The organism is Acidipila rosea, assembly GCF_004339725.1.
Lineage (GTDB): Bacteria > Acidobacteriota > Terriglobia > Terriglobales > Acidobacteriaceae > Acidipila > Acidipila rosea.
Genome location: NZ_SMGK01000004.1, coordinates 138,801 through 164,152, shown reverse-complemented (window position 1 = coordinate 164,152; position 25,352 = coordinate 138,801). Strand labels below are relative to the sequence as shown.

Annotated in this window: 27 protein-coding genes; 22 read left to right on the top strand and 5 right to left on the bottom strand. The window is 59.6% G+C overall.

Annotated features, from left to right (window positions below; all coding sequences use genetic code 11):
• Positions 1–20 precede the first annotated feature (20 nt).
• A complete protein-coding gene (locus C7378_RS12865) occupies positions 21–683 on the top strand; it encodes a ComF family protein (RefSeq protein ID WP_165876803.1) in 663 nt (220 codons plus the stop codon).
• 95 nt (positions 684–778) lie between these two features.
• A complete protein-coding gene (locus tag C7378_RS12860) occupies positions 779–1,393 on the top strand; it encodes an HNH endonuclease (RefSeq protein WP_207901430.1) in 615 nt (204 codons plus the stop codon).
• Between the two features lie 16 nt (positions 1,394–1,409).
• On the opposite strand, the gene C7378_RS12855 is transcribed toward C7378_RS12860, so the two are convergent.
• From C7378_RS12855 to C7378_RS12845, 3 genes are read right to left on the bottom strand one after another with little or no spacing between them, the layout of a single operon-like run.
• Positions 1,410–2,402 carry a Gfo/Idh/MocA family oxidoreductase gene (locus C7378_RS12855; protein WP_131997378.1) on the bottom strand — a complete coding sequence of 331 codons (993 nt, stop codon included), beginning with the start codon at positions 2,400–2,402 and terminating at the stop codon, positions 1,410–1,412.
• A gap of 12 nt (positions 2,403–2,414) precedes the next feature.
• A complete protein-coding gene (locus C7378_RS12850; RefSeq protein WP_131997375.1) occupies positions 2,415–2,642 on the bottom strand; it encodes a hypothetical protein in 228 nt (75 codons plus the stop codon).
• A 53-nt stretch (positions 2,643–2,695) separates the two neighbouring features.
• Positions 2,696–3,403 carry a hypothetical protein gene (locus tag C7378_RS12845; protein ID WP_131997372.1) on the bottom strand — a complete coding sequence of 236 codons (708 nt, stop codon included), beginning with the start codon at positions 3,401–3,403 and terminating at the stop codon, positions 2,696–2,698.
• A gap of 528 nt (positions 3,404–3,931) precedes the next feature.
• Here C7378_RS12845 and C7378_RS12840 point away from each other — a divergent pair.
• From C7378_RS12840 to purK, 20 genes are all read left to right on the top strand, one after another.
• On the top strand, positions 3,932–4,405 hold the full coding sequence (locus tag C7378_RS12840) for a hypothetical protein (protein WP_131997369.1): 474 nt from the start codon (positions 3,932–3,934) through the stop codon (positions 4,403–4,405).
• Between the two features lie 222 nt (positions 4,406–4,627).
• Positions 4,628–4,927 (top strand): hypothetical protein, encoded by a 300-nt coding sequence (locus C7378_RS17735; RefSeq protein ID WP_207901429.1) that lies wholly within the window; start codon positions 4,628–4,630, stop codon positions 4,925–4,927.
• A 122-nt stretch (positions 4,928–5,049) separates the two neighbouring features.
• Positions 5,050–7,965, top strand: a complete 2,916-nt coding sequence (locus C7378_RS12830) for a glycosyl hydrolase family 28-related protein (RefSeq protein ID WP_207901428.1) — start codon at positions 5,050–5,052, stop codon at positions 7,963–7,965.
• A 68-nt stretch (positions 7,966–8,033) separates the two neighbouring features.
• Positions 8,034–8,798 carry a hypothetical protein gene (locus tag C7378_RS18000; RefSeq protein ID WP_243648241.1) on the top strand — a complete coding sequence of 255 codons (765 nt, stop codon included), beginning with the start codon at positions 8,034–8,036 and terminating at the stop codon, positions 8,796–8,798.
• On the top strand, positions 8,696–9,547 hold the full coding sequence (locus C7378_RS17995) for a terminase large subunit (protein ID WP_243648240.1): 852 nt from the start codon (positions 8,696–8,698) through the stop codon (positions 9,545–9,547). The genes C7378_RS18000 and C7378_RS17995 overlap by 103 nt, the downstream gene beginning before the upstream one ends.
• A 70-nt stretch (positions 9,548–9,617) precedes the next feature.
• Complete coding sequence (locus C7378_RS12820) at positions 9,618–10,484, top strand: HipA family kinase (protein WP_341539153.1); 867 nt, start codon at positions 9,618–9,620, stop codon at positions 10,482–10,484.
• Positions 10,485–10,515: 31 nt separating this feature from the next.
• A complete protein-coding gene (locus C7378_RS12815) occupies positions 10,516–11,346 on the top strand; it encodes a DUF3037 domain-containing protein (protein ID WP_131997363.1) in 831 nt (276 codons plus the stop codon).
• Positions 11,347–11,512: 166 nt separating this feature from the next.
• Positions 11,513–12,727, top strand: coding sequence for a phage portal protein (locus tag C7378_RS12810; RefSeq protein WP_131997360.1), 1,215 nt, complete (start codon positions 11,513–11,515; stop codon positions 12,725–12,727).
• Positions 12,728–12,783: 56 nt separating this feature from the next.
• On the top strand, positions 12,784–13,392 hold the full coding sequence (locus C7378_RS12805) for a hypothetical protein (protein WP_243648238.1): 609 nt from the start codon (positions 12,784–12,786) through the stop codon (positions 13,390–13,392).
• A complete protein-coding gene (locus C7378_RS12800; RefSeq protein WP_131997357.1) occupies positions 13,383–13,811 on the top strand; it encodes a hypothetical protein in 429 nt (142 codons plus the stop codon). Before C7378_RS12805 ends, C7378_RS12800 begins: the two co-directional genes overlap by 10 nt.
• Before the next feature lie 148 nt (positions 13,812–13,959).
• Positions 13,960–14,928 carry a hypothetical protein gene (locus C7378_RS12795; RefSeq protein WP_131997354.1) on the top strand — a complete coding sequence of 323 codons (969 nt, stop codon included), beginning with the start codon at positions 13,960–13,962 and terminating at the stop codon, positions 14,926–14,928.
• Positions 14,929–15,059: 131 nt separating this feature from the next.
• On the top strand, positions 15,060–15,683 hold the full coding sequence (locus C7378_RS12790; RefSeq protein ID WP_131997351.1) for a hypothetical protein: 624 nt from the start codon (positions 15,060–15,062) through the stop codon (positions 15,681–15,683).
• Entirely contained in the window at positions 15,680–16,123 is a 444-nt protein-coding gene (locus C7378_RS12785; protein WP_131997348.1) for a hypothetical protein, read from the top strand. The genes C7378_RS12790 and C7378_RS12785 overlap by 4 nt, the downstream gene beginning before the upstream one ends.
• Before the next feature lie 9 nt (positions 16,124–16,132).
• Positions 16,133–16,621 carry a hypothetical protein gene (locus tag C7378_RS12780; RefSeq protein ID WP_131997345.1) on the top strand — a complete coding sequence of 163 codons (489 nt, stop codon included), beginning with the start codon at positions 16,133–16,135 and terminating at the stop codon, positions 16,619–16,621.
• Positions 16,618–17,592: a hypothetical protein gene (locus C7378_RS12775; protein WP_131997342.1), complete on the top strand. Its 975-nt coding sequence runs from the start codon at positions 16,618–16,620 to the stop codon at positions 17,590–17,592. The genes C7378_RS12780 and C7378_RS12775 overlap by 4 nt, the downstream gene beginning before the upstream one ends.
• A gap of 67 nt (positions 17,593–17,659) precedes the next feature.
• Entirely contained in the window at positions 17,660–19,981 is a 2,322-nt protein-coding gene (locus C7378_RS12770) for a hypothetical protein (protein ID WP_131997339.1), read from the top strand.
• 44 nt (positions 19,982–20,025) lie between these two features.
• On the top strand, positions 20,026–20,223 hold the full coding sequence (locus C7378_RS12765) for a hypothetical protein (RefSeq protein ID WP_131997336.1): 198 nt from the start codon (positions 20,026–20,028) through the stop codon (positions 20,221–20,223).
• Positions 20,224–20,247: 24 nt separating this feature from the next.
• A complete protein-coding gene (locus tag C7378_RS12760) occupies positions 20,248–20,529 on the top strand; it encodes a hypothetical protein (RefSeq protein ID WP_131997333.1) in 282 nt (93 codons plus the stop codon).
• A 13-nt stretch (positions 20,530–20,542) separates the two neighbouring features.
• Complete coding sequence (gene purE / locus C7378_RS12755; RefSeq protein WP_131997330.1) at positions 20,543–21,034, top strand: 5-(carboxyamino)imidazole ribonucleotide mutase; 492 nt, start codon at positions 20,543–20,545, stop codon at positions 21,032–21,034.
• Positions 21,031–22,158, top strand: a complete 1,128-nt coding sequence (gene purK / locus C7378_RS12750) for a 5-(carboxyamino)imidazole ribonucleotide synthase (RefSeq protein WP_131997327.1) — start codon at positions 21,031–21,033, stop codon at positions 22,156–22,158. The genes purE and purK overlap by 4 nt, the downstream gene beginning before the upstream one ends.
• Positions 22,159–22,177: 19 nt before the next feature.
• Here the strand turns inward: purK and C7378_RS12745 are convergent, their stop codons facing one another.
• The gene (locus C7378_RS12745; protein WP_131997324.1) at positions 22,178–23,068 is read right to left on the bottom strand and encodes an MBL fold metallo-hydrolase; all 891 of its coding nucleotides are present in this window, start codon (positions 23,066–23,068) and stop codon (positions 22,178–22,180) included.
• A complete protein-coding gene (locus C7378_RS12740) occupies positions 23,065–25,293 on the bottom strand; it encodes a S9 family peptidase (protein ID WP_131997321.1) in 2,229 nt (742 codons plus the stop codon). The genes C7378_RS12745 and C7378_RS12740 overlap by 4 nt, the downstream gene beginning before the upstream one ends.
• Positions 25,294–25,352 lie beyond the last annotated feature (59 nt).

Genomic DNA, 25,352 nt, shown 5'->3' with positions numbered 1-25,352 from the left:
CTCCGGAGTTCAGCCGGGCGGTGGCACATGGGGTCTACCGCACGCATCTGCGGGCGATGATTCACCTGCTGAAGTACGACGGAATGCGCCGCTTGGCTGAGCCGCTGGGCAGACTGCTGGCAGCGCAGGTGGCCGCCATGGAGGGATTGCCCGCGGAGATGACGGTGATTCCCGTTCCCCTGTTCGCAAGAAAGTATCGGCAACGGGGATTTAACCAGGCCGAGGTGCTTGCGCGTGCGCTGATCCGGTTGCTGCGGGAGAGCAGACCGGAGTGCAGCTTGCGGCTTGCGGTGAACGCGCTGGAGAGACGGCGCGAAACTGAGAGCCATGCGGGGCTCAACCCGTCCCAGCGCCGGCGCAATGTGCGCGGCGCTTTTTTTGTACCGAAACCGGACGGGATTCGCGACCGGCACATTCTGCTTGTGGACGACATTTACACGACGGGGGCAACGGCGCGGGCCTGTTCGCAGGCGCTGCGGAAGGCGGGTGCGAAGTCGGTGACGGTTGCGACGGTAGCGCGGGCGCAGCTGCAACTGGATGCACTGGCTCCGCACGGCGAGGAATCCCGAATGGAAGAGGATGTGGCGAGATGGGACTCGCCGGCGACCGGAGAGAACGGATTTGCTGCAATGGGGGCGATCTCTGAACGGGAGTCAGATGGACGGGGATTAGACGGGACATGAATTGAACCGGACAGAGTTAGACAGCGGCGGAAGTTGCGCCGCTGGCATGCTGATTGGGCTCGGGCGGCAGCACAGATTGAACGAGGGGGAACGAAATGTCACTGGGGAAAGCCATGATCCACGCACGCAAGCAGAAGTCGCTCGCTAAATGTCACGCGCTCGCCCAGGAGGAGCCACGAGTTGTCTCGGGCGCGACGATGCAGATGCCGGTGCTGGTGCTGAACGCATCCTATGAGCCGATCAACATATGCGGGGCTCGGCGGGCCCTGGTACTGGTGCTCAAAGGCGTAGCGCGAACCGAGGAGGAGCAGGGCTCGACGCTGCACGCGGCACGGGTTCGCATGCCGCTGCCTTCGGTGATCCGGCTGCTGGAGTACCGGCGCATTCCGCATCAGACGAGGGCGCTTTCACGGAAGAATATCCTGCTGCGCGACCGCAACTCCTGCCAGTACTGCGGGGTGGTGCTGCATGCCAATGAGTTGACGCTCGACCATGTGATTCCCCGCTCGCGGGGAGGCCTGTCTACTTGGGAAAACCTGGTGGCATGCTGCCATGCGTGTAACCGGCGCAAGGGAAACCAGCTGCTGCATGAGCTGGAAGACATGAAACTGATGCGCGAGCCGAGGCCTTTTTCGCTCCACACGAGCCGCCACATTATGCGGATGATCGGCCACTCCGACCCGCACTGGCGGAAGTACCTCTACTACTAGGGCCGTGTGGAGATGACTAAAGAAAGCGCCTGAGGCCGGCGCGGTCGGCGTGGGCGGCGATGGCCGCATTGATGTCGAGCGCGAGTTGCAGGGCGCGGGCTCCATCGTGGGCGGTGACTGCGGGGATGGTGCGGTCGCAGACGGACTGAAGGAAGGACTCTATTTCGAGACGGAGCGGCTCGCCGGGGATGACGGCGGGCTTTTCTATTTTGAGGGCCGGGCTGGCTACCGGTTCCGGCGAGACGTCGATCAGCAGGAGATCCTGACGCGCGTAATCGATGGACACATACTGATGCGGCTGAAAGAAGCGAAGCTTGCGGACGCGCTCCGTGCTGACGCGGCTGGCGGTGAAGTTGGCAACACAGCCGGACTCGAACTCGATGCGCACATTTGCGATATCAGACTTCTGAGAGAGCACGGGCAGACCCACTGCATGGATGCTCTGCACCGGAGACTGAACGAAGCTGAGCACGATATCGAGATCGTGGATCATGAGATCGAGCACAACATCGACATCGAGGGAACGGGGACTGAAGATGCTGAGGCGATGCGCCTCAAAAAACATGGGGTGGTTGAGAAAAGGCCGGATGGCGGTTACGGCAGGATTGAAACGTTCAAGGTGACCAGGCTGCAGGATTCGCTGATGAGCCTTCGCCAAAAGAACAAGCTCGGAAGCCTCCTCTGCTGTAGCCGCAATGGGCTTCTCGACGAGCACGTCGACGCCGGAGAGAAGCAGCGCCTGAGCGACTGCATGATGAGCCGATGTGGGCACGCAAACGGACGCGGCGTCGAGATGTTGTGTGACGTGGAGGCACTCGGCCACAGAACCAAAGACCGGAACCTGCCACTCGAGATGCAGAGCATCCGCTGCGGAAGGGTTTGACTCCACGATCGCCGCAAGAGTGATGGGCGCACCGGAACGCATGAGTTCACGGTAGATGCGGAGATGGTTCTGACCAAAGGCGCCAGCCCCGCAGACTGCAACGTTGAGATGGCGCGTGAGGTGCAAAGGGCAGGAGCGCTAGCGCGCTTCTCCTTTGCCCTCGATGGTGCGCAGACAGCGGGAGTAAAGATCCAGCAACTGAGTGACGTGCTCTTCCGGCCGGGGCGCAGCCGCAGCGGTGAAGCCTGTCGAAGGCGTAGTGGCACGTCCCATGCCTGCTGTGGCAGAGACGAACTTGAGCAGATCGAGAGCGATATCTTCATTCCGGCGCGCTGCGGAAGTTGCAGGGTTTGATGGCTGTTCCATAGGCTTCCTCCGCTGAGATGCTAACAGAGTCGGGGGTCCCGTTGCAGGACAAGTCACAGCTCGGACACGGCGGCACAGACACGTCCGATGATGTGAACCGACAAGGGCTCAGCAGGCGAGAGAGGAATGGCCCTGAGTTCTGCATCGACCGCATGGGGACGAAGGATGAGAAGCCCGGGAGCCATAGCGAGATGAGCGAAGACGACCTCAGTACCTGCGTTAACCGCGTATACGAAGGGCGGAGATTGCCTGCGGGGACGGAGCGAGATGTCGTAACGGTCGAGGATGAGAAGACTCCCGGAAGGAAGCAGCGGCTGCATAGGAATGGACTGTTCAAGGCTGATGCGTACGGCGGCAAGGCGCTGCCAGTTTTTTCGCTGAGAGGGTTTGAGCCTGGGCAGGCTGCGCAGCATGGTTGAGGGCAGGTGGATCGACTCAAGGATGGAGCTAGTGGAGAAACGGGCAGATTGCCGAGCGACGCTCTGCGGTACTAAAGGCACCGAGACTCCTCCAACGGAGGGCTGAGAAAGACGAGCGGGGCTGTCAAGCGGAGAGAGAAAGTCTGCAAGCTGGATCAGTTGCGCGGCGATTACGAGATCGAGCGCGCGCAGACTTAGGTTGCGCTTGCGATTCAGGAAGTTGGAAATATGCGCGGGCCTAAGGCCTGTCTGGCGGGCGAGAAGTGTGCCGGTGAGCACACCGCGTTCAATTCGGCGCCCGATTTCCTGCCTGATGCTTTCATGAAGCTGCTCAAAGGTCATATGTGGAAATGTGTCTTTGAGCTATACACCGTGAAGGTGAAGTTAGCTCACGGAAAGCAGGGTATATCTCTTTCCGGTATTTCATTGTCCTCTTTCAGGGCAGATACCGGCGCAGTCGCACCCACAAAGACAGATCGTTGACCCGTTGGATTAGGCGCGGTTAGAGTCAGTCACACTTTCGCGTTGACAGGATGGATAACGCACGTAACTGCATGCAAAGCGAAGAAGCTTTGCAGGTTCCTGCGTGCCGGTCAACGCGAAGGAGCTACATCAAACGGTTGTCATTTTGCCGTAGTAGCTCGATGTGCTGCTGCCTTTGAAAGGAAAAACGATGGAATATATAAGCCTGACGCTAAAGGTTTGTGAAGGGTGCGGAAGTCTGTGGATTCGCACCTTCGATAGAACATCCGTCTACTGCGCCGGATGCACAAAGAAACTCAGCGCGTTCCCTGCTCCACTAAGCCGGCGCAAGCGGGGACGGCGTCGGAAGCATGCAGGCTGCAGCATTCAATCACAGGGAGGAAGCCGATGAGCGCAGCACTGACACTGCCGATGGTATGGGCGAATGGTTCGACATGGAGGAAGGAAGAGGAAACAGACAAGGAACCACTGAGCACGGTGGCCTTCTACCGGCGGCATACGGAGGTGCTGCTGCGGCGGTACATGCAGATCTCGATGCTAATGGGGAGGGTGCCATCGATGATCGGCAGCGGTGTATTCCGGGGACGAGTTTCAAGCTACAGGGTGAGGAGCTTTGAAGACGCGGTGATCTTTGTATATGACGTAGAGAAATGCCTGAAGAGGCTGGATGCTCCGATGCTTGAACTTATTACCCGGATTGCACTGCAGGAATATACACAGTCAGAGGCGGCAGGACTGACAGGGCAGAGTCTGCGCAGCGTGGTCAGGAAATATTCGCAGGCCCTGGATCAACTGACGGCGATCTTTCTCGAGCTGGAGATATTGCAGATTGACGGGCGCCGAGGAAGGGGTTGCCGATAGCTGAAAGCTATAGATACAAGCTGCTGAAACTAAACCGAGTTAGAACCAAGTTAGAGAGTGGCGTAGTTATTCTGGAAGAATTGCTAGTCTAAGAACAAGAGTTGATGTGGTGATTGCAGAGGGAACCCATGAGCGGGTTCCCTTTTTTTTCGGGCTAAGCCAGTGAAGAAGGTATCCAAGTTGAAGGATGAGGGTGGCGTTCCGAGGACAGGCAGGACGCGGGTGCGCAGGCAGAAGAGGCCTGATGCGGAAGTCTACAGTGCCGAAGGAGAGAGCGAACCGGTAGACCTGAAAGATTTCCGGAGCTTAACTGAAGAGGCGTTGAGAAAGAAGTTTCGAAAGATCCTGGGTGCACTTGCAGAAGAGGCGCAAAAGGGGAGCTTGAAGCATACGGAGTGGCTGCTAGATTTTGCAGGCGTGGACTTTGGGGAGCTTGCAGGCGGGGAGATGCAAAAGAAGATGAGCCTGGCCGAGCTGCTGCTGCAGGAGATCAAGAAGGACGATGTTGATGGAAAGGCATGAGCCGCACGAGATGAGCAGGTGAGCGGAAAAGCCTGTGCCGCAGAGGGACACAGGCGAAGATGCTGTTGTGGATGCAGAAGACGGATGAGCGAGGGCGGACCAGATGAAGGGAGATTTGCTGCGTGCGAGGGTCTAAACGGGTGATGTGGGCTTTGCTGCTGGCGGGATGCTGGTTGGCGGCCGCGGGGCAGGTGGCGACGACCACTGTGCAGGGCACTGTTTACCGGGCAGATGGAACGGCGGCAAGCGGCACCCTCCTGGTGAGCTGGCCACAGTTCACTACAGCGGCAAACCAGGCGGTAGCGGCGGGAAGTACGACAGTGGCGATAGGGCAGGACGGGTTTGTATCGCTGCAGCTGGCTGCCAACACAGGCGCTTCGCCTGCAGGCAGCTATTACACGGCGGTCTACCACCTGAAGGACGGGACGGTGAGCCGTGAGTACTGGGTGGTTCCTGCAGCGGGAACGGCATCGATTGCCAGCGTGAGGGCTCGACTGGAACCAGCTACAGTGGCGGTGCAATCGGCAACGAAGCAGTATGTCGATACAGCAGTGTCGTCTATTACGGGAAACTACCTGCAGGTGAGCGGAGGCACGATGGGCGGCCCCCTGGTGCTGGGGGGCGATCCTACGGCTGCAAACCAGGCAGCTACGAAACACTACATCGACGGCGCGATTGCCGGTACGGTGCAGAAGGGCGGCGACACGATGAGCGGGCCGCTCAAGACGCCGGACGCAGTGAACAAGCTGCCACGCGTGGATGTACGGCATACGGACTTTGCCGGAGGCGCCGATCCGACTGGACAGAAGGATTCGACAGCAGCCTTTCAGGCGGCTATCGCTTACGCGATCTCTGCACAACAGGCGAGCGGAACGCTGAGTTATCCCGTGGTCTATTGCGCCCCCGGACGCTACCTCATCAATGGGACGCTGCGACTTCCTGACACGCTTCACCTGATTGGAGACGGAAGGAATGCGTGCCGCCTGGTGGAGACCAATGCTACGGCTAACCTGATCACGGTTTACCCACCAAGCAGCGGGCTGCTCGGAGGCTCATCGCTGGGAAGCATCGAGGGGCTGAGTCTTGAAGGCTCGGGGCACACAACGACAGGCACACTGCTCGAGGTGGACGACTCACCGCAGTTCTCGGTGAGCAACCTGAAGCTCTACAACAACGGCGGCCGCGGACTGGTACTGAACGGGTCGAGCGAGCGCTTCTCGTCAGTGAACCTGAATGTTGAGTTTATCCGCTGGCCGATTACGCTCTCGAGCGATGAGAACGAAAGCTACTTTTTCAACACACAGGTTCCCTATCCGGGGCAGGTGAATGAACCGCAGACGGCCTATACGTCTTACTGCTACAGCATCAATTGCGTGAACGGCGTTTTCCCAGCTGCGAACGCAGGCCCGGGTGGCGCCGCTACACCGATTACGCCTGATCCGCATCCTGCGATTTATGTGGGCGATGCAGTGAATGTCAGGTTTATAGGCGGATCGTTGAAGCCGTTGAAATATGTAGGTGGGTTTCAGCTCTTCAGTACGAGCGTGTCAGATATCTCCAGCTTTTACTGCGAAGGCTATCCGGTCTATCCGTATGACAACTCCCCACGCTTGAACGCCTGTGTCACGGTGGGAGGCGCGGCACGCCACACAACGCTGACAGCGGCCCTGAGCGGGAGTGGAAGTTCCGTTCCGTTGAGCGACGTGTCGTGGATGCCGGAGTATTACGGCGATCCCACGGACGCTACGGCGTTCGGCTCGAATACAGAGTACGTAATTCTGCCGGCAGACTACCTCTCAGGCTCGACGGCGGCCTCGACAGCGGCGCCGGGCATACAGCGGGGGCAATACGAGATTGTCTCGGTGAGTGGCTTTGCCGGGGATGGGAAGGTGTATTTCTCCGGGCGCAATCAAAGCGGATCGACAGCTCCGGCAAATACGCAGTGGCCGGCGGGATCGGTTATCGAGCAGATCCCCGGCCCTTATGGGGCCTATGGCACGGTGACGCTCGATGAGGACCACATCAATGCTATTCAGCCTCCGAGCACCGGATATACGGACAACTGCGACCAGACAGGGACGAAAACCTGCGCTGAGCTGATCTTTGGATTCGAGCCGGATGGACTTTTTTACGATCCCCTGGGCGGCGCCAACCCGGTTACGAATCAGCTGAACACCTTCGTGAATATGGACGGGGATGAGATGTTCAGCGGGAGCTACGCGCACATGGGGGAGATTGCACTCCACGGCTTCGGAAGCTACGTGATCAAGGGCAATGGAAAGATTGGGAATGGAGAGACTGCCGAAGTGACCGCGTCGAGTGGCACGGCTCTCAATCTGGGCAATATCACGGGCGGCTCCCATATGACTGCGCCTACCTATGCAAACGGAGTGACGGCGCAGGCAAGCGTACGAATCCCCAGCGCGAATGCGACGTGGATCACCAAGAATGGCGGGGCGAGCTTCTATCGGGGCGAGTCATTGCTTTATTCGCAGGGCGGTGGATATAACAACGTGCTCTATGGTTCGCAGTTCGCAAATCAGTATTGCTGGTTCGATGTGCCGAGCACGGGCACACAGCCGGGGATGCGATTCTGCCTGAATGGCGGCCCGAAGAACGGCAGCAACCAGGGACTGGAATATGACCAGTGGAATGGTTCGAAGTGGGTGAGCGCGTTCAACGTGATCGACCAAGGAACGGTAAAGATAAATGGCGGGCTGGCAACCTCCACGGTACTCAACACGGCAGCAAGTCTGACGCTGGGCGACAGCAATAAGACGGTGCTGGCGAATGCGTCGAGCGGTGCGCAGACATTGACGCTGACGGACTGCAGTGGAACGTTCAGCGACGGCGGGGCGCGAACCGGGCAGGAGTTCACGGTAGTGAAGACCGACGGGAGCGCCAACGCGGTGACGGTAAAAGCAGTGGGGACGCAGACGATCAGCTATGGCGGAACGGCGGCGGCAAGCATGACGATCGGATCCCCCGGCGCGAGGACGATGGTGTGCGGCCCGGACCACAACTGGTACGCCTACTGAGCTGAGGCCCGGATCTCGGAAGCGAGATCCGGGTAGCCTCACTTGAACTGAGATGGAGAGCAGAGCCGGTGAGGAGAAATGGGAAGCACAGCTGGACGGCGGCGCTGGATCGCGATGAGTTAATCAAGCTGGGAAGGGTGCTGGAGGAAAGGCCGGCGATGCTGGCCGGCAGGAGCACGGCAGAGTTTCTGGCAGAGGCGCTGCTGCGGGTGAGGAGTCGACATGGGGAGATCGTTCCCCTGGTCGCGAATCGGGCACAGACGGAATTTGAGCGACGGCGGGGCAACGCCAACGTGGTGTTGAAGGCGCGGCAGATGGGAATCAGCACCTGGGTGGCGGGACGGTTTTTTCTGAAGACGATCACCCAGCCGGGAACGCTTACGTTGCAGGTGGCGCACACGCAGGAAGCGGCGGAGGCCATCTTCAAGATGGTGCATCGGTTTGCTGCGATGCTGCCGGAGCCGCTGCGCGGCGGGGCATTGAAGACTAGACGGGCGAATGTACGACAGATTGTTTTTTCAAAGCTGGACAGCGAATTTCGCGTGGTGAGCGCGGGCGATGAGAATGCAGGACGAGGGCTGACGGTGAGGAACCTGCACTGCTCCGAAGTGGCGCGCTGGCCGGGAGATGCGGCGGCAGTGCTGCAGGGTTTGCGGGCGGCGATGCCGCCGGATGGCGAACTGGTGATGGAGTCCACCCCGCGGGGAGCGAGCGGATGCTTCTGGCAGGAGTGGCAGGAGGCAGAGGCAGCAGGCACGGTACGGTACGGCACTTTTTCCCCTGGTGGTGGGAGTGCAGCTATACGGCGATGGGTGTGGATGAAAGCTCCCTGACAGAGGCCGAGCAGGCGCTGATGGAGACGCATGGGTTGACCCTGGGGCAGATCGGCTTCAGGCGCCGGCTGCAGGCGAGTTTTCGAGGGATGACGAAGCAGGAGTATGCGGAAGATGCAACGGAGTGCTTCCTGGCGAGCGGGAATTGCCTGTTTGAAGTTGCGGCTATCGATAAGCGGATCAAAGAGCTGCCCTTGAAGATAGCGGAGCGCATGGGGGGACGGCTCCAGGTGTGGTATCCGCCGCTGCCGGGGAAGAAGTATGTGGTGGCGGTGGATCCGGCGGGCGGAGGAACGGAGGGAGATTTCGCCGCAGCGCAGGTGTTGGATATCGAAACTGGGTTGCAGTGTGCGGAGCTGCAGGCGCACCTGCGTCCGCTGGAAATGGCGGAGGAAAGCAGGAAGCTGGCGATGGAATATAACCAGGGCTGGCTGGTGATTGAGCGGAACAACCATGGCGCGGGAGTGCTGGCGCACCTGGGCGGCTATGCGAAGGTCTTTCACCAGAATGGCGCGGAAGGATGGTTGACGACCTCGAGTTCGCGGATGCGCATGCTGTCGGTGTTGGGGGCGGCTCTGGTGGAAGAGCCGGAGATATTCTCAAGCGAACGACTGCTGAAGGAGTGCAGAGGCTTTGTACGGCTGGCGAACGGACGGACGGAGGCGCAGGTGGGCTCACACGATGATTGCGTGCTGGCGATGGCGATCGGACTGGCCGCGCGGGAGCAACTGCGGGGGAAGAACTGCTGAGAGGAAGTTTCTGAAGCGGGCATCGCGGTTAGAATGCGGGAAGCTGTTCTGGTGAGGGTGCGAGTTGGCGGTGCTGGCAGTGCAGGCAATCCGGCGGATGCGGGGCGGAGCGCAGGGACACCTGATGCTGGGCGCAGATGGCGAAGCCTACGTGGTGAAGTTCCAGAACAATCCGCAGCATATTCGAGTGCTGGCGAATGAGCTGATGGCCACGAAGCTGGCTCGCGCGCTGGGACTGACGGCGCCGGAGTGCGACGTGGTGGAAGTGACGGAGTGGCTAATCGAGAATACCGCAGAGCTGAGCGTGGAGCATGGACGCGAGCGACAGAGATGCGTCGCCGGGCTGCAGTTCGGATCGCGACTGGTGGGCGGCCTGATGCCGGGGCAGACGATGGATTATCTGCCGGAGGAGCAGCTGCGCGAAGTGAAAAACCTGGGCGAGTTTGCGGGGATGCTGGCGCTCGACAAGTGGACCTGTAACTCGAATGGACGGCAGGCGGTCTTTCACAAGAGGCCGCGGGAGAAGCGGTACCAGGCGGCCTTCATCGACCAGGGCTATTGCTTCAATGCCGGGGAGTGGAAGTATGTGGACGCGCCGCTGCGGGGAGTCTATGCGCGGAACCTGGTTTATGAAGGCATCACCGGCTGGGATAGCTTTGAACCCTGGCTGAGCAGGCTGGAGGAGTTCGATCCTGGGATCATCTGGGGGATCGCCGAAACGGTTCCCCCTGAGTGGTACGGAGGCGACCCGAGCGCGATAGAACGGCTGGTTGAGGGATTGATGGTCAGGCGCGGCCGGGTGCGGGAGCTGATTGGTGAATTTCGGGAATCATCGCGGCAGCCGTTTCCTAAATGGGGGAAGGCTCAGGAAAATGTTGTGAAGGGTGGGTTCGGGTTGCCGGGATGGGCCGATGATGTAAGTGGACCGGTGATGTAGTTCGATAGGCCGGAAGTGCAGGTGAGGGCGATTGGCTGAGCGAAGACAGTGCGAGTTCTTCCTAGTGCGGTACGTGCCGGACATGGTGAAGAACGAATTCGTCAACATCGGGGTGCTGCTGCGAGAGGCAGGACAGCCGGAGAGCACGGTCGTGCGCTTTACGCGGGACTGGGGGCGGGTGCGGTGCATCGACCCTGACGCGGATATAGCGATGCTGGAGGCAATCGAGTCAGAGGTGCGGCAGAGGCTGGCGCTGCATGGGCAGGAGCCGGTGCCGGTAATGAAGGTGATCGAAGATTCCTTTTCGAATTCGCTGCAGGTAACCGATGCAAAGGGCTGCCTGGCAGAGTCGGTGATCGCCGAACTGGAGTCGCTAATGCGGCTCTATGTGGAACCGCAGAAGCGGGAACGAAAGGCGCAGAAGAGCGGACGCCAGCTGATCCACACTGCGATGCGGACACAGTTTGAACGAGCGGGCGTGTGGGACCTGATGAGGAAGCGGATCGCGGCCTCGGCGTACACGCGGCCGGGGGATACGCTGCGCATCGACTGCGGCTATCGGCCCAATGGGGTGATCCGTATGTTTCACGCCGTGTCCCTCGAAGGGGATGCAGAGATGGCCAAGGTACTGGCTTTCAGCGTGGCGCAGATCCGCGAAGGGGTGAAGCGGGTGGAGGGAGCGGCGCTGGAGCTGACCGCTGTCGTGGAGCCGGTCACGGCCCTACGCGAAGCTGAGGATGAAGAACGGATGGCGCAGTATGCGTTCGCGAAGGACACGATGGAGTCGCGGGAGATCCGCGTATTGACGACCAGCGATCTGGGGCGGGTGGCCGAGACAGCGCGGCGGGAGTTGAGAGTGTGAACTGAGCTGTCCCTGGGCATGGGGAGATGAAAGTAGCGGCTGCCCTTTTGAAGACAGCCGACAGTTCGCAAAGGATTTGGTGGAGAGGCATGGCGTTCAAGCGCCATGCCTCTTGTTTTTGAAGGGGGAGACGGTGGGGGATTCGTTGAAGGAGTCGTTGCAGGGGATGTGGCGTGGATTACGGGGGATTGAGGCAGCGGCAGTCTCCGATGTGCCTTCGGCACAGAGGAAGACGCTGGCGCTGCCGGCGATCCTAGGACCTTACCAATACCAGTCGGCGACGAAGGCCCTGCCCAAGCCTACGCCGGCGAACCTGAGGAAGTTCGCGGAAACTCCTGTGGTGCGGCGGGCAATCAACTACATCAAGGAGCGGGTGGCGGGGCTGGACTGGCAGGTGCGGCTCAAGCGAGACTGCCCGGCGGCGGATTTTCCTGACGCCCAGGTGCGGATGCAGGCCTTGCGATACACGCTGGAGGAGCCGAACACGAGCGACTCGTTCCGGACGCTGATCGAGCAGATGCTTGAGGATGCGCTGGTGGGCGGCGCGGGCGTGCTGGAGATGGAGTTAACCGGCGACGAGAACAAGCCGGTGGACCTGTGGCCGGTGGATGCGGCCACAATCCAGATCGATCCTCGATGGGATGGCAAGCCTGATTCGGCGCGGTATGCGCAGGCGACAGGAATGGCTGGGACGGGTGCGGCAATTTCGCTGCGTGACGATCAGCTTGTCTACCTGAGGATGAATCCGCGGACACATACGCCCTTTGGACTGGGCCCGCTGGAGGTGGCATTCGAGACAGTGAACAGCTTTCTCGGAGCACACCGGTTTGCCGCGAAGCTGGCGAGCAACTCAGTGGTGCAGTATGCGCTGTGGCTAAACGAGACGACCCCTTCGCAGCAGGAGCGGCTTATTCGCTGGTGGCAGGACGAGATCGAGGGCACGGGACGAGTGCCGCTGCTGAGCTGCGAGAACAAGCCGGAGGTGCTGAAGTTCGGCGCGGGAACCGATGCCGATCTGCGGCTGGCGTGGCAGGAGTTCCTGGTGGTGATGATCGGGAACGCCTTTGCGCTGCCGCCTCTGTTGCTGGGGCTGACCAAGGAAGTGAACCGGACGACAGCAGCGGAACTGGCCGATGACGCCTTTCGCGGGGCGGTGATGCCGGTGGCCAAGCTGGTGGCTGAACACATAACGCGGGATATCTTTGCCAAGAAGCTTGGCTGGAGGGAGTTCGAATTTGTCTTCAACGAACTGGAGGCTCCGGATGAGGTGGCCGAGATGCAGATCCAGACGGAGCTGTTGAAGGCAGGAGTGCTGACGGTGAATGAGGTGCGGGCGATGCGGGGGATGGCGCCGCTTGAGAGTGCTCAAGTAGCAGGTTGAGAGTCCTCTGGCGGTGGAAGACGGATCGCGCAGAGGAGCACGGAGCGGGAGGTTGGATGAGATTAAGAGCGATGGCGGTGACGATGCCGGTGGTGGACGGGCATCCGAACCGATTGCCGTTTGAAGGCGTGCTGACGCGGGTAGACGAGCCGAGCAATCGTGCACCCGCGGGAGCCAGGGGACATCGAGTGATCCTGACGCGGTCGGCTGCGTTGGCGGCCCTGCCCTCTCTGCTGGGGATGGGCGTGGACTACAAGCCGGGCTGGGATGGGCACGATGCGCGACGCAAATGCGGAATCATCACCGAGGCAAACGTGGTGGGTAGTGAGCTGCAGGTGAGCGGCTATGTATTCGCGCGCGATTTTCCTGAAATCGAGCGCGAGATGGCGCAGGAGCCGTTCGCAAACATGGGAATGTCCTACGAACTGGCGGATGCGCATGTGGAAGATATGAGGGCCGAGGTGTGGAAGCTGACCAAGGCTACCTTCACGGGAGCAGCGATTCTGCTGCGGGAGAAGGCCGCGTACAGAAGCACATCGTTCCAGCTGATGAACAAAAAGTGCAGGGCGCTGGGACGGGCGGCTCATCGTCCGGCACGGCTGACAGCCGCCGAACGGGTTGGATTTGCAAGTGGATTGAAAAGAAAGGAAGCGCAATGCGGATAGAAGCATCGGAGGAAATGCTGATGGACAGCGTCGAGCGATTGAACGCAGCAGTGGGGCTGCTGGAGAAAACAGTCCTGTGGATGGAGGAGCGCGAGGCTTCGATGACCGGCGAGGTGAAGAAGATCTCGGCCGCGATTGAGAGCGAGCGACCGCGTATCGAAGAGGAATTGAGGCAGAAGCTGGAAGCCGCGGAGCAACAGATCGCGGAGTTGAAGGCCCAGGCTGCCGCTCCTGCTGCGCGCGCTGTATCGGCGAGACAGACCATCCCTTCGACGACAGCGCAACTGCTGGCGAAGCAGGGCATTTCTACCCTGGACTCTGTCGAGGCCGGGGCGCTGGATGCGGCGCTGAACGGGCTGAGCATCGAACAGCGGATTGCGGTGAAGTCACAGCTGATGCGAGCGGGAGTGCTGGTTTAGAGGCGAACGTTCCCCTTTGAAGAGGAAGCTTTCGCGAGGGTGAGAGCCCTGAAGATCCCCATCAATATGCGCCAGACAAGAGCGCGTGTTGATGGGGATACGTTTTTGGCGTTGCATTCAACCGCCTGCACGCAGGCAGAGAGAAGCTATGAGCGCAAATTTTTACGACATCCATGCAGCAGCAGATTTCATCGGGCCAGGCGCAATCGAGGTTCCCTTCTATCAGACGGAGATCACCGATATTGTCCGCCGTCGCGGCATCTTTGGGCAGCGTATTCGGCAGGTGCCGGCGACGGGACATCCTTCACGCTTCTTTGAAGAGACGGCAATTCCCTCCCCCGGTACGGCAGGCTTCGTCGATCCTCGCAACATCGTCGCGCCGGTGGTGGGGCCGACGCGCGTGGAACGCAGCGTGCCGCTCAAAGCGGTGGTTGCGCAGCTGAACTACAACCTCTTCGACATCGAACTGGGCACGCAGCAGAAGCAGTTTGCATACCTGCAGGCGAAGGACCTTGTGGACACGGTCGAAGGCGTGATGCGTACGCACGATGTGGCGCTGTGGAACGGCAATGATACGTCGCTGTCTGCACCGACCACAACGCAGTACTACGGCGCAGCGGGCCAGATTGCCGCGGGCGGCAACACGGTGACGATCGGCACGAGCGCAAGCATTGTCGACGGGCTCAAATCGACCGTAGCGCAGATGGTCGCGAGCAGCGGCTATGCGGTGAGGCCAACGGCGATCTATGCCAACCCTGTGCTGCTTGACCTGATCGACCGGGAGATGAAGACCGACTTCAACGTGGTGCTGAGCACGAAGGAGATCACCGCCGGCTTCACGGTGAAGACACTCTCGACACAGGCGGGCGATCTGCCGCTGATTCCTGACTGGGCGCTGAGTTACACCGGCACTCCGGGATCGGGTTCGGCGGTATTGCCGGCTTATATCGTGACGGAAGACATGATCGAGTATCACTGGCTGAGCGATCCTTCTCCGCGCGTCTTTCAGCTCGGCGTACCGGGCTCGCTTGCCTCACAGTATGTGGCGGTGAAGTTTGGCGGGGTGGTGGTGAAGGGCGCGAACTATGCGCACTACCAGGTGCTGGTCGACCGCTAGAGCAAAGTAAGCAGGGCCAGCCGCGCAACCACGGGCTGGCCCTGTTGGTTTGAATGCGCGGAAGTTCTCGAGGACGCAGGCAGCAGCGCCAGAGAACATCCGCGATTAGCAGAGAGAGATCGGAAGAACGCATGGGATATCTGGACCCAACACAATATGCAGCCTACGGGCTTTCCGCGGACACGACGGATGACTGGATTACTGTTGCGTCGGCGCTGATCGATAACTATTGCCAACGCAGCAGCCTGAACCCTACGCAGTACACCGAGAGGCTGAGGCTGGTGGAGGGTTCACAGACAGCGCGCTTAAGCTATCTGCCGCTGCTGCCGATTGCACCATCGGCTCTGCCGCTGGTGAGCATCCAGGCGCGATACACAAAGCCGCGCCGTGGTGAGCTGATCTATCCGTTGCAGGAAGAGGTGCTGTGGGCCTTTTCGCTGCCCGGATCATGGACGACTGTGGATGTAACGACCGTTGACTTTGTGCCGGAGACGGGCGAGCTGGTCTTCCCGTTGAACATCATGGGGTTGCCCTACAACGAGGTGGAAGTCACCTATACAGCAGGGCTGAGCGTGATTCCTAGTGGGGTGCTGGCGGCCTGCGCAATGATCGTGAAAAATGCGCAGTCGACACCAGGGCTGAATGTGAAGTCGAGCCGACTGGACACAATGCAGGTGCAGTATTTCTCCAATTCACTGATCGACGCAGGTGCAGCGACGCTGCTGCGGCCTTATGTATCGCGGAGGCTGGGATGAGCGATCTCAGTGTAAGGAATACGCAGGCCAGCCCACGACGGCTGGCCGACTCTTTGCTGCGGGCTGCAGGCGCGCAGGGCGCCGCACTGCTGATGCCGCCTTTGACCGGCGATAGTACGGACGCGGGGCAGGTGGGGGTCAACGCACCGGAGTTTCAGCAGCTGCCGCTAGCTCCTGCAGTTTTCCGCGCAGTGCGGGCAACGATGCAGGAGGCGCAGCAGGACCGCTATGAGCTGATGATCTCCGGCTCGGCTGTAGCGACGCAGGTAATGGCGATGCAGCTGAGCTCCGGCGAAGCACTCTTTCAGATGGCGGCGGGAGTGATCGTGAACAGCGCCTTGTTTGTGATCGAGGCTGTTTCTGTCTCAGAGGTATTGGGTCAGGTTTATTTGTATCGCCTGCTGTTACGAGAAGCGCAAAAGCAGCTTACGCAGTTATAGGAGAGCGCGATGGAGAATGCGAAGGACACGTTCTATATCACGCTGCGAAACCGGCTCGCGGCTGTGAATCCGCAGCGCGTGATGGTGCTTCGCGGCGTGCAGCGGCCGGGAATTCTGGTGGAAGAGGCAGAAGCACCAGCGGCACAGCTGCCGGGAGATGTATTTGTGCTGCGATGGACAGCGATGAGTGCAGACACGCAATTTCCTGCAACGATGATGGAGATGGTGTGCGAGGTCCTCTACGCGACGAGCGGAACCGTCAACAATGCAGGGCTGGATCGCGGGCGATTGCTGGCCGAGATGGATGCGGAACTGCTGGCGATGCTGAGCCCTAACTCCGTACAGAAGATGAACTACAGCGTGACGCCGGCGGCAGCGATGAACACCATGGTGTTCTGGTCTGAACCAGCCTTTCAGCCAGTAACCACTCTCCGAGATCGACTTACGCGAATCGCCAAAGTGACGGTCTGGGCCTATCAGGAACAAGGTGAGCTATGAGTACGAACGCAATTTTTACATCGACGCCACCGATTACGCGAAGAGTGCGAGCCTACTTTGCACCGGTGAATCGCGCGGCTGCTCAGCCAACGATTTTCGATCCATCCCTGAGTGGCGACTTCGACCTCGACGCACCACCCTCTCCGTGGATCGACCTGGGCTGGATCGAGAACTTCACGCGAAAGACAGCGAGCAAGATTACGCCGCTGAACCTGGGCAGCCCGGGCATGGCGCAAGTACAGGTTCGTGATGTAGTTGGCGCAACGGTGGCATGTCGGTTCAAGACGTGGGGGAAGCTCTCGATGGCGCTCGCGGCTGCGTCAGAGCATATGAATCTAATTATTCCGGCGGCGAATGGAACGGCGAATGGCTCCGGCTCCAAGGGACTCGCAGCAGTAAGTCTACAGTCCGGATCGACCGCGACCTTTCTTGCGATGACGCCGACCGATGCAGCCACCTTTGCCCCCGGCGCGCTAGTGGCGATCGATGAGGACTACACAGGGCAGACGGGTTTCGTCGGCAGCGGGGTGAGCGCGGCCTATGTGCAGAGCTCCGCGAGCGTGAACAACGACCCCGACTATCTGAGGCGGGTGACCTTCAACGTAGCGCGTGTGGCCTCGGTAAGCTCCTCTGGCCTGCAACTTTCGCAGCCTCTGATCGCGGGCGCGCCAGCTGCTGGAATGAAGGTGCAGACGCTGGCAGGATTTGTCGATCGTGAAGGGGGAAGCTTCTTCCAGGAATGGTCTGCGTTGTTCGTAATGCCGGGCGAACAGGGCGAGCGAATCTGCTTCCACTATCCCCGACTGCAGGCGATGGCGGGGCCGCAGGAGATGGTTGAGAAGCTTTTGCTTCCTGTCGAACGGGTGGCGCTCGATGCTGCTTTTCGCGCGCTCCCGGTTACGGACTTGAACGACGGGCAGCAGGTGGTTTGCTTCCGAAGCTTCCTGCCGGCAGCGGCCATGCCTGCTTGAGGAAGAGCCAGCAGGCATGGCCGGAGTAGCGCTTCCGTAGGCGACGAAATAAAGAGCAGGAGATGCGGTGAAGATCACAATCGATAATTTCGATGGCAAAGGTGCGGTTGATTATTCGGCTGCGGTGCTACTGGCGAAGCCACTTCGGATCGCGCGGACGCTGAATAAGCCGACTGTATGCAGCTTTGGAGTGGTGACGGCGGAGAGTACGCTTGCAACTCCTGCGCGGAATGGCAGGGTTGTGATCGCGGACGATACAGGGAGAACGGTCTTCACTGGCTATGTAGCGACAGAGCCGACGATCGAACTGGCCGGCATGGGAACAGCCGGCAATGTGTACCAGGCATGGGTCCAGACCATCAGCGACGACCTGCTGCTGGATATGCAGACTGTGCCCCGCACCTTTGCCTCGGCAGGACAGAGTGCTGGAGTGATTGCCGCGCAACTGACCGCTCGCGTTGATCCAGTGCGGGTGGGAACAGGCGCGGTCAACTCGGCCGCCTCTGTCGGGAGATTTCTGCCTGTGGAGGGACAAAGCTGGTCGCAGACGATAGGTCTTCTTTCCTCCATGACGAGAAGCGCCTATCGCGTCATGGAAAGCAGCTTGAGTCTGTCTCTGGTCGGAGAGACTGTCCACGCTTTATCAGAGGTGGAGGGAACGCTCCAGGTGAAGGCGCTCGAAGCGTCCATGGTCCGCGCGCTGGCCAACGATGTAACTGTATGCGGAGCGCTTGAACCCTGCGCTTATGTAACCGAGTTTTTTCAGGGCGATGGAACTACGGTGCTGTTCGAGCTCACAGAGGATCCATTTGCACCGACAACTGCGAAGAGCAAACCGCTCATCGATCTTTTTCTAGAGCCCGCGATTGATACGCAGATCTGGCAACTGAAAGATGCCGGCGGGCATCTTTCGCTCACCTCTACAGGACTGACCTGCACCGGCGGCGATGGCATTGACGGAGACACAACCCTGACGGCAATCGATCAGATTGAGCTGGGCGGCCAGTTGATTATCGAGGCTGCGGGCGTGCAGCTAAACTCCGGCAGCGAAGGTCTTATCAACGCCCTATTCGACGGCATACCCAGCATGGCGAACTGTTTCGCCGGGTTCAATGTAACGCAGGTGGGGGGCGCCAACACTCTCACTCCGGTGATCGGCGGCGTGAGCAGTGGAAGTTCCTTCACTCCGATGGCAGGACGCATTTATACCTTGCGGCTGCGGCTGTACGGGACAGAGATGCAGCGCGTGATGGAGTCCTACTACTCGGTGGGGGATAGCGGAGTTATGTCCTACGGCGGCAATGACACAGCCTGCGGCGTAAAACTGGTATTTGAAATCCAGGACATGACCAGCGGCGTCGCCGGAGCTGTGAGCGTGCTGTATGACGGCAGCGTGGCTGCAGCGCCTCCTGTTGCAACCTATGGCCTCGTGGACAGCTTGAATCTCTTCTGCAGCATTAGGAGCGTGACCCTCATGCAGGAGGGTCCAGTGTGGGTGACGAGCACCCCCTCGGGAGGGAGCGCACGCACGCGGAGGATCGGAACGACGGCCCAGTCTGCCGAATGCAGAATTGAGCGGACGGGAAAGCTGCGCTTTTATCCAGCAAGCGTCCCGCAGGCTGGTGAGTTGATCGCCGTCTGCTACCGCACGAAGCACCGCGCGGTAGCGCGACTGGCAAGCGCGAGCAGCATCGTCCAGCAAGGCTCAAACACTGCGCTGCCAGCAGTTGCGCAGTGGGCGGGCAGTGTGACCAGCCCTGCTGCACGAAGCTCAGCAGATTGCGAAAATGCAGCGCTCGCCCTGCTGAATGCCGCCACGAGCAGAGCCGCGGCATGGAAAGGCACTTATACGGGCTGGAATGTCGATCTTCAGACCGATGTCTGGCCGGGAGATGTGCTGGCAGTGAATGCAATCTCTTCAGGGTTGAACGCGAACCTGGTGGTGCGCTCGGTTCTGATTGAGATTGCGGAAGGTGCACCGGAACTGACAAAGTACACGATCAGCTTTGCCAACGACTGGGCTGAAGACCTGGGGCTGAAGTTATCAAGCCACGTGCCGCCGGACGCATGGCTGCCACAACAGGCGGCAACAGCGGTGACCTCGCTCGAGAATCTAAATACGCTTGCAGTGACCTCGGTGAGCACCACCGCAATCAACATCAGTGCTGGTGTCAATGCTCCGAGCGGCGGAGGGTTTGAAGTCAGGAGGCGCGACTGGTGCTTTGCGCCGGGCACCGACTCTGACCTGGTGCTCCGTTCGCCGGTAAGCAACTTCGTGATCCCTCGCGAGGCTGCGATGGAGCAGTACTACATCAGGATGTATGACGGAGCGAATCCGCCGAACTATTCACGCTTTTCGAGCGCGATTTTTGTAAATGTACCGCTCTAGCAATGGTCACGGCTGCAGCAACTTCACAAAAAAAGAGGAAAGCTATGCCCTGGTGGAATGGAATCGGGTCCACTCACAACTTCTGGGTGGGCGCGGCGGCATTGTGGGTGTTCTCTGCCGCCGTAAGCGCGATGAATGCACCGAATATGCAATCAAGCCAGTTTTACGGATGGCTCTACCGCTTCACCCATCTGCTGGCTGCAAATCTGGACAAGTTCTTTGGGCCCAGAATAACTGACTAACAGGTACAAAACAGGAGAAGAACAGTGGCCAATATTTTGATGAATATCGAACACGGCATTGAAGTAGGAGCAGAGGACATGTTGAAGTTCCTCAGCGGAGCCCAGGCTGCAATCACCCGAACCGAGCCCCAGGTCGTGGCAGGCCTGGGCGTGCTGCTGGGAGCTGTGGCAAAAGGCGTGGGCGATGTGAGCCTGGCCGCTGCCGACCCGCTCAACCTAGTGCTCGATATCAATACCGTCCGCGATCTGAAGGCAGTCTGGCCAGCAATGGTGAGCTTTGCAAAGTCAGTTGGCATCAAGCTGTAGCTATAATCCGATAATGACTCAAACCCCGCTGGTAGGCGTGGTCATGGGCAGCAAAAGCGACTACGAAGTGCTTCAGGCTGCGGTTGACCTGCTGAAAGAACTCGCCATCCCGTTTGAAGCACGGATCGTCTCAGCCCATCGCACTCCGGACTGGCTTTTTCAGTACGCAGAGGAAGCGGAGCAGCGCGGCCTGCGCGTAATCATTGCAGGCGCTGGGGGCGCCGCGCACCTTCCCGGAATGCTGGCGGCCAAGACACTGGTCCCCGTGCTGGGCGTGCCGGTGCCTGCGACGATGCTGAACGGCATCGATTCCCTGCTGTCGATCGTGCAAATGCCGAAAGGGGTGCCGGTGGGAACTTTGGCCATTGGAAAGCCGGGGGCGGCGAATGCGGCGCTCTTTGCGGCGGAAATACTGGCAGCGCATGATGCGGATCTGCGGGTGCGGCTGCGCGAATGGCGCGCAGCCCGCACGCAGGAAGTGATGGCGGCGGAGCTTCCCTTATGAGCGCGATTCTGCCGGGCGCAACGATCGGAATCCTGGGAGGCGGCCAACTAGGACGCATGATGGCGATGGCTGCCCGCTCGCTCGGGTATCGCATTCATGTAATGGACCCGGATCCCTCGTGTCCGGCGCGGTTTGTGGTGGATGCCTGTTTTGAGGGGTCGTGGGATGACGCACGGGCAGCCGCGGATCTTGCCCGGGGCAGCGATGTAGTGACCCTTGAAATCGAGCAGATTTCGCTCGACTGCCTGAGAGCGGCGGAGCGTTTCGCTCCGGTCCGGCCCGGGATCGAAATGATGCGGATCATTCAGAATCGGATCCTGCAAAAGAATTGGCTTCGCGATGAAGGATTTCCAATCGGAGAGTATCGAGCGATTCAGGATGAGACCGAAGTCGCTCCATCCCTCGCCGCCCTCGGAGGCAAATGTTTCGTAAAGAGTGCTTCGGGTGGCTACGACGGTCGCAGCCAGGTCAAAACCGGCTTCGACGAGCAGACTCCTGACGTATGGAAGCTGCTTGGAGGCCGGCCCTGTATTGCCGAAAAGGCGCTCGACCTCGATCAGGAAATCTCAGTGATGGTGGCCCGCAGCCCGCGAGGCGAAACGAAGAGTTTCCCCTCGGCGAGAAACCACCACGAAAATCAGATCCTCGTCTGGAGCGTGATTCCCTCCGCGGTGCCACAGGAAATCGAACAAAAAGCCCAGCAGATCGCCTGCGCAATCGCGGATCGTTTCGAACTGGAAGGGCTGCTGGCCGTTGAACTCTTCCTTACCCGCAGCGGCGAACTGCTGGTGAACGAGCTGGCGCCCCGGCCGCACAACAGCTACCATGCAAGCGAACGAGCGTGCGTCACAAGCCAGTTTGAACAGGCGATACGCGCGGTTTGCGATTTGCCTCTCGGCGATGTTGCCGTCGTGCAGCCCGCAGCCATCTCGAACCTGCTGGGCGATCTCTGGCTTGGGCACGAACCGCGCTTCGATCAGGCATTGACTGTACCTGGCGTAACGCTGCATCTCTACGAAAAGCACACGCCACGGAAGGGCCGGAAGATGGGTCACCTCTCCGCGATTGGCGCTACTCCCGATGAGGCGGTGGCCCGGGTGCTCGAAGCGCAGGCCCTGCTCTAGCAGCTGCCCGCCTGTTGCTCTACTGCACGAGGACTGGCTTGCCTTTTTCACCGATCACCACATGGCCCATCGGCTTGTGGTGGTCGTGGGTGAAGAGCACGAGCCACTTCTCGGGAATCGCGCGCGCATAGAATCGCTTCCGCTCCTCGATACAGCGCAAGGGGTCAAGGTCGTATCCCATCACCCAGGTGATGTCGAGATGCGCACTGGTGGGAATCAGGTCTGAAATGTAGCAGGCGCGCTGGCCGCCGGAGTCGAGATTGATCGCCATCATCTGCGATGTATGCCCCGGATAGCCTTCGACGGAGACGCCGGGCACAATCTGCTTTACCTCGCCCGCCCTAATCTCCAGCAACTCCATCTGGCCGCTCTCAACCAGCGGATCATAGTTTGCGCTGATGTAGCTGACGGCATCGCGCTCCAACTGCAGATGCCCATGGTCCACCTCTCCACGATGCGCGAAATAGCGAGCATTGGGAAAGGTCGGCACCACTTTCCCTTCTGAGGTGAGGGTGGTATTCCAACCGCAGTGATCAAAGTGAAGGTGGGAGTTGATGACAATATCCACCTCTTCCGGATTGATGCCAGCGGCGGCGAAGGCGCGAGGCAACTGCTCCTTCGCCCCGAAGATCGCGCGCATTTTATCGCCGAGCTTGTTGCCAAGGCCGGTTTCGATCACCACCGTATGCTTCCCGGTGCGGACGACCACGGTATTGGTTCCGAGCAGGATGCGGTTCTGTTCATCTGCCGGCGCGCGCTTCTCCCACATGGGCTTCGGCACCACGCCGAACATAGCTCCCCCGTCAAGGTAGTAGTGTCCGTCGCTCAAGACGGTCAACTCGAACTCGCCCAGCGTTGCCCGTGCGCGGATCGGCTCGGCTGTATCTGCTCGCTCCGCCGGGTGACTCATGGATGCTGCTCCTGCGGGACCTTCAAATAAGTCTCAAACTGCGCAAGGATTCGCGCGTAGAGGTGAGTCCTTGCCACAGGACCTGCGATGGAGTGGGTCTTGCGCGGGTATACCTGAAAGTCGTAAGGGATCTGGGCATCGATCAACTTCTGAATGAACTGAATGGAGTTCTCGATGTGCACATTATCATCGCCTGTTCCATGCACGAGCAGCAGATGCCCTTTCAGTGCTTTCGCGGTCTCCTGCACCGAGGCTGCGCGGTATACGTCAGGATTATCCGCTGGCAGGCCGAGGTATCGCTCCGTATAGATGGAATCGTAGTTGCGAAAGTCGGTGACAGGAGCGACAGAGACACCGGCCTTGAAACGGTCCGAGTGGGTCATCGCATTCAAAGTGAATGTCCCTCCCCAACTCCAGCCCCACCAGCCCAACCTGTTTTTATCAAGCTGCGGAAACTGTGCCAGCGTCTGGTCGATCGAGGCCAGCTGGTCAGCAAGTTGAACTGCCCCAAAATCGTGATAGGCGGCTTGCTCGAAGTCGCGCCCCCGCCCTGCCATGCCGCGATTATCTACATGAAGCACAGCATATCCATGTTCCGCCAGCAGCACGTCGAACAGGTATCCATTGCCGCCCCAGTGATTGCGTTCTGCTCCAACGCCCGGGCCGCCATATGGATTGACAATGAGCGGAACACTGGCAGGTGCTGTTGCGTGCGGCGGCAACGTCAGGGTTGCATAGAGTGTGGTTTTTCCATCCGCAGCTTTGAGCGTCAACAATTCCGGCTTGATCAGTTCATGGCCATGAATAGCCTTCGAATGCCAAACCGGCACACACTTCTTTGCTTCAATACAGAGGCTGGTTTCGGGCGGAGACATCATCGACGACGCCTTGTCTACATATTCGCCGCCATGGGGTGCAAAGACCGGCTCATGAACGCCTGGCTCCGTTGAAAGCTGGTGCTTGTCTGTGCCATCGAGTTTCACCGACCATACCTGCTGCTCGCGTGAATCCCCTTCGCTTGACAGGTAGTAGATGGTTTTCGCGGCAGGATCAACAGACTTGATTGAGAAAACTTCATAATCGCCGGACTCCACCTGATTGGCTGGTCGGGCAGGCGCGGAGAGTGGCTTCGACGCGTCGAAGGTGTACCGATAAATGTGGCGGTATCCATCCTGCCAGCTGGTGATAAGAAATTCGCCGGGAACGTCGAAGTTGACGTCATACGTCAGGGTGAAGAACTTAGGATCGGTCTGGGCAAGGGCTAGTTTCACGTCACCGGTGTAAACATCCGCGAAGTAGATGTTCATCTTCTTGTGATCCCGCGCAAGCGTTTCAACCCATGCGGTGCGCGCGTTGATCCAACCAAAGCGAGGAATATAGTCATTTCCTGCGCTGAGCGGAATCTTGAGCCAGAAGGTCTTGCCGCCGTTGATGCCAACGACGCCTACTTTCACTGCCGGATTAGGATCGCCGGGCTGCGGGTAGCGTTGCTGATCGACCGCGGCATGGGTAGGAATCCAATCGACCAAGGGATAGCGCGGCACGGCCGTCTCATCCATCTGGAGATACAGGATTCCCTTGGAGTCCGGCGACCAATAGTAGTTGCTGCGCGTATTCAACTCTTCCAGATAGACCCAGTCGATGCCTCCGTCCATGATCGAAGGAGAATGGCTGTTGGTCAGGAGCAGAGGCGGCGTATGGCCATCGGGCGTCAGGAGATAAATGTTGTTGTCATGGAGGTAGGAGATGTACTGACCATTGGGCGAAAATTTGGGATCATCTCCGCTGCCCTGCAAGCTATTGCCAACCTGTATGCCTGCTCCCACGCGCGTGTCATAGAGCCACAACTGCCCGTTGGTGTCGAACAGAATGTGCCTCGCATCCGGCGCCCACTGAAAATCCTTTTCATCGTAGCGGCCCCGATGGTCCTTGTCCTTTTCGCTGAGCGCAGCATTCGTGATGGAGCCGAGCTTGACCCGGCTGATCATCTTGGACACGTGACCGTCGGTTGCGTCGATCTGCATCATGTCGCCGTCGCTGGTCAGGAAGGTAGCTCGCCTCGCATCGGGCGACCACTGAATCCCCGAGGGAGCCTCGCCGGTAACGCTTTCGCCGCCGAAAATGTCCTGCACTGTCCAGGGTTTATTTTTCTCCGCATGAGAGGCAGGCACAGCAAAAAAGGTGGTGGCGAGCAATGCCAGGACAGTGAGACTTGATCGGTGCAAAATGCAGTTCCCCTTCAGGAGTGGGCTGGGCAATGGGAAAAGTTTACTCCATGGCCATG

What these genes read in the sequence shown, in the direction of transcription:
- C7378_RS12810 (WP_131997360.1), top strand. Translation starts at nt 11,513, where the DNA reads ATGTGGCGTGGATTACGGGGGATTGAGGCAGCGGCAGTCTCCGATGTG.
- C7378_RS12805 (WP_243648238.1), top strand. Translation starts at nt 12,784, where the DNA reads ATGAGATTAAGAGCGATGGCGGTGACGATGCCGGTGGTGGACGGGCAT.
- C7378_RS12850 (WP_131997375.1), bottom strand. Translation starts at nt 2,642, where the DNA reads ATGGAACAGCCATCAAACCCTGCAACTTCCGCAGCGCGCCGGAATGAA.
- C7378_RS12795 (WP_131997354.1), top strand. Translation starts at nt 13,960, where the DNA reads ATGAGCGCAAATTTTTACGACATCCATGCAGCAGCAGATTTCATCGGG.
- C7378_RS12860 (WP_207901430.1), top strand. Translation starts at nt 779, where the DNA reads ATGTCACTGGGGAAAGCCATGATCCACGCACGCAAGCAGAAGTCGCTC.
- C7378_RS12800 (WP_131997357.1), top strand. Translation starts at nt 13,383, where the DNA reads ATGCGGATAGAAGCATCGGAGGAAATGCTGATGGACAGCGTCGAGCGA.
- C7378_RS12780 (WP_131997345.1), top strand. Translation starts at nt 16,133, where the DNA reads ATGGAGAATGCGAAGGACACGTTCTATATCACGCTGCGAAACCGGCTC.
- C7378_RS12745 (WP_131997324.1), bottom strand. Translation starts at nt 23,068, where the DNA reads ATGAGTCACCCGGCGGAGCGAGCAGATACAGCCGAGCCGATCCGCGCA.
- C7378_RS12765 (WP_131997336.1), top strand. Translation starts at nt 20,026, where the DNA reads ATGCCCTGGTGGAATGGAATCGGGTCCACTCACAACTTCTGGGTGGGC.
- C7378_RS12790 (WP_131997351.1), top strand. Translation starts at nt 15,060, where the DNA reads ATGGGATATCTGGACCCAACACAATATGCAGCCTACGGGCTTTCCGCG.
- purK (WP_131997327.1), top strand. Translation starts at nt 21,031, where the DNA reads ATGAGCGCGATTCTGCCGGGCGCAACGATCGGAATCCTGGGAGGCGGC.
- C7378_RS12845 (WP_131997372.1), bottom strand. Translation starts at nt 3,403, where the DNA reads ATGACCTTTGAGCAGCTTCATGAAAGCATCAGGCAGGAAATCGGGCGC.
- purE (WP_131997330.1), top strand. Translation starts at nt 20,543, where the DNA reads ATGACTCAAACCCCGCTGGTAGGCGTGGTCATGGGCAGCAAAAGCGAC.
- C7378_RS12775 (WP_131997342.1), top strand. Translation starts at nt 16,618, where the DNA reads ATGAGTACGAACGCAATTTTTACATCGACGCCACCGATTACGCGAAGA.
- C7378_RS12840 (WP_131997369.1), top strand. Translation starts at nt 3,932, where the DNA reads ATGAGCGCAGCACTGACACTGCCGATGGTATGGGCGAATGGTTCGACA.
- C7378_RS12785 (WP_131997348.1), top strand. Translation starts at nt 15,680, where the DNA reads ATGAGCGATCTCAGTGTAAGGAATACGCAGGCCAGCCCACGACGGCTG.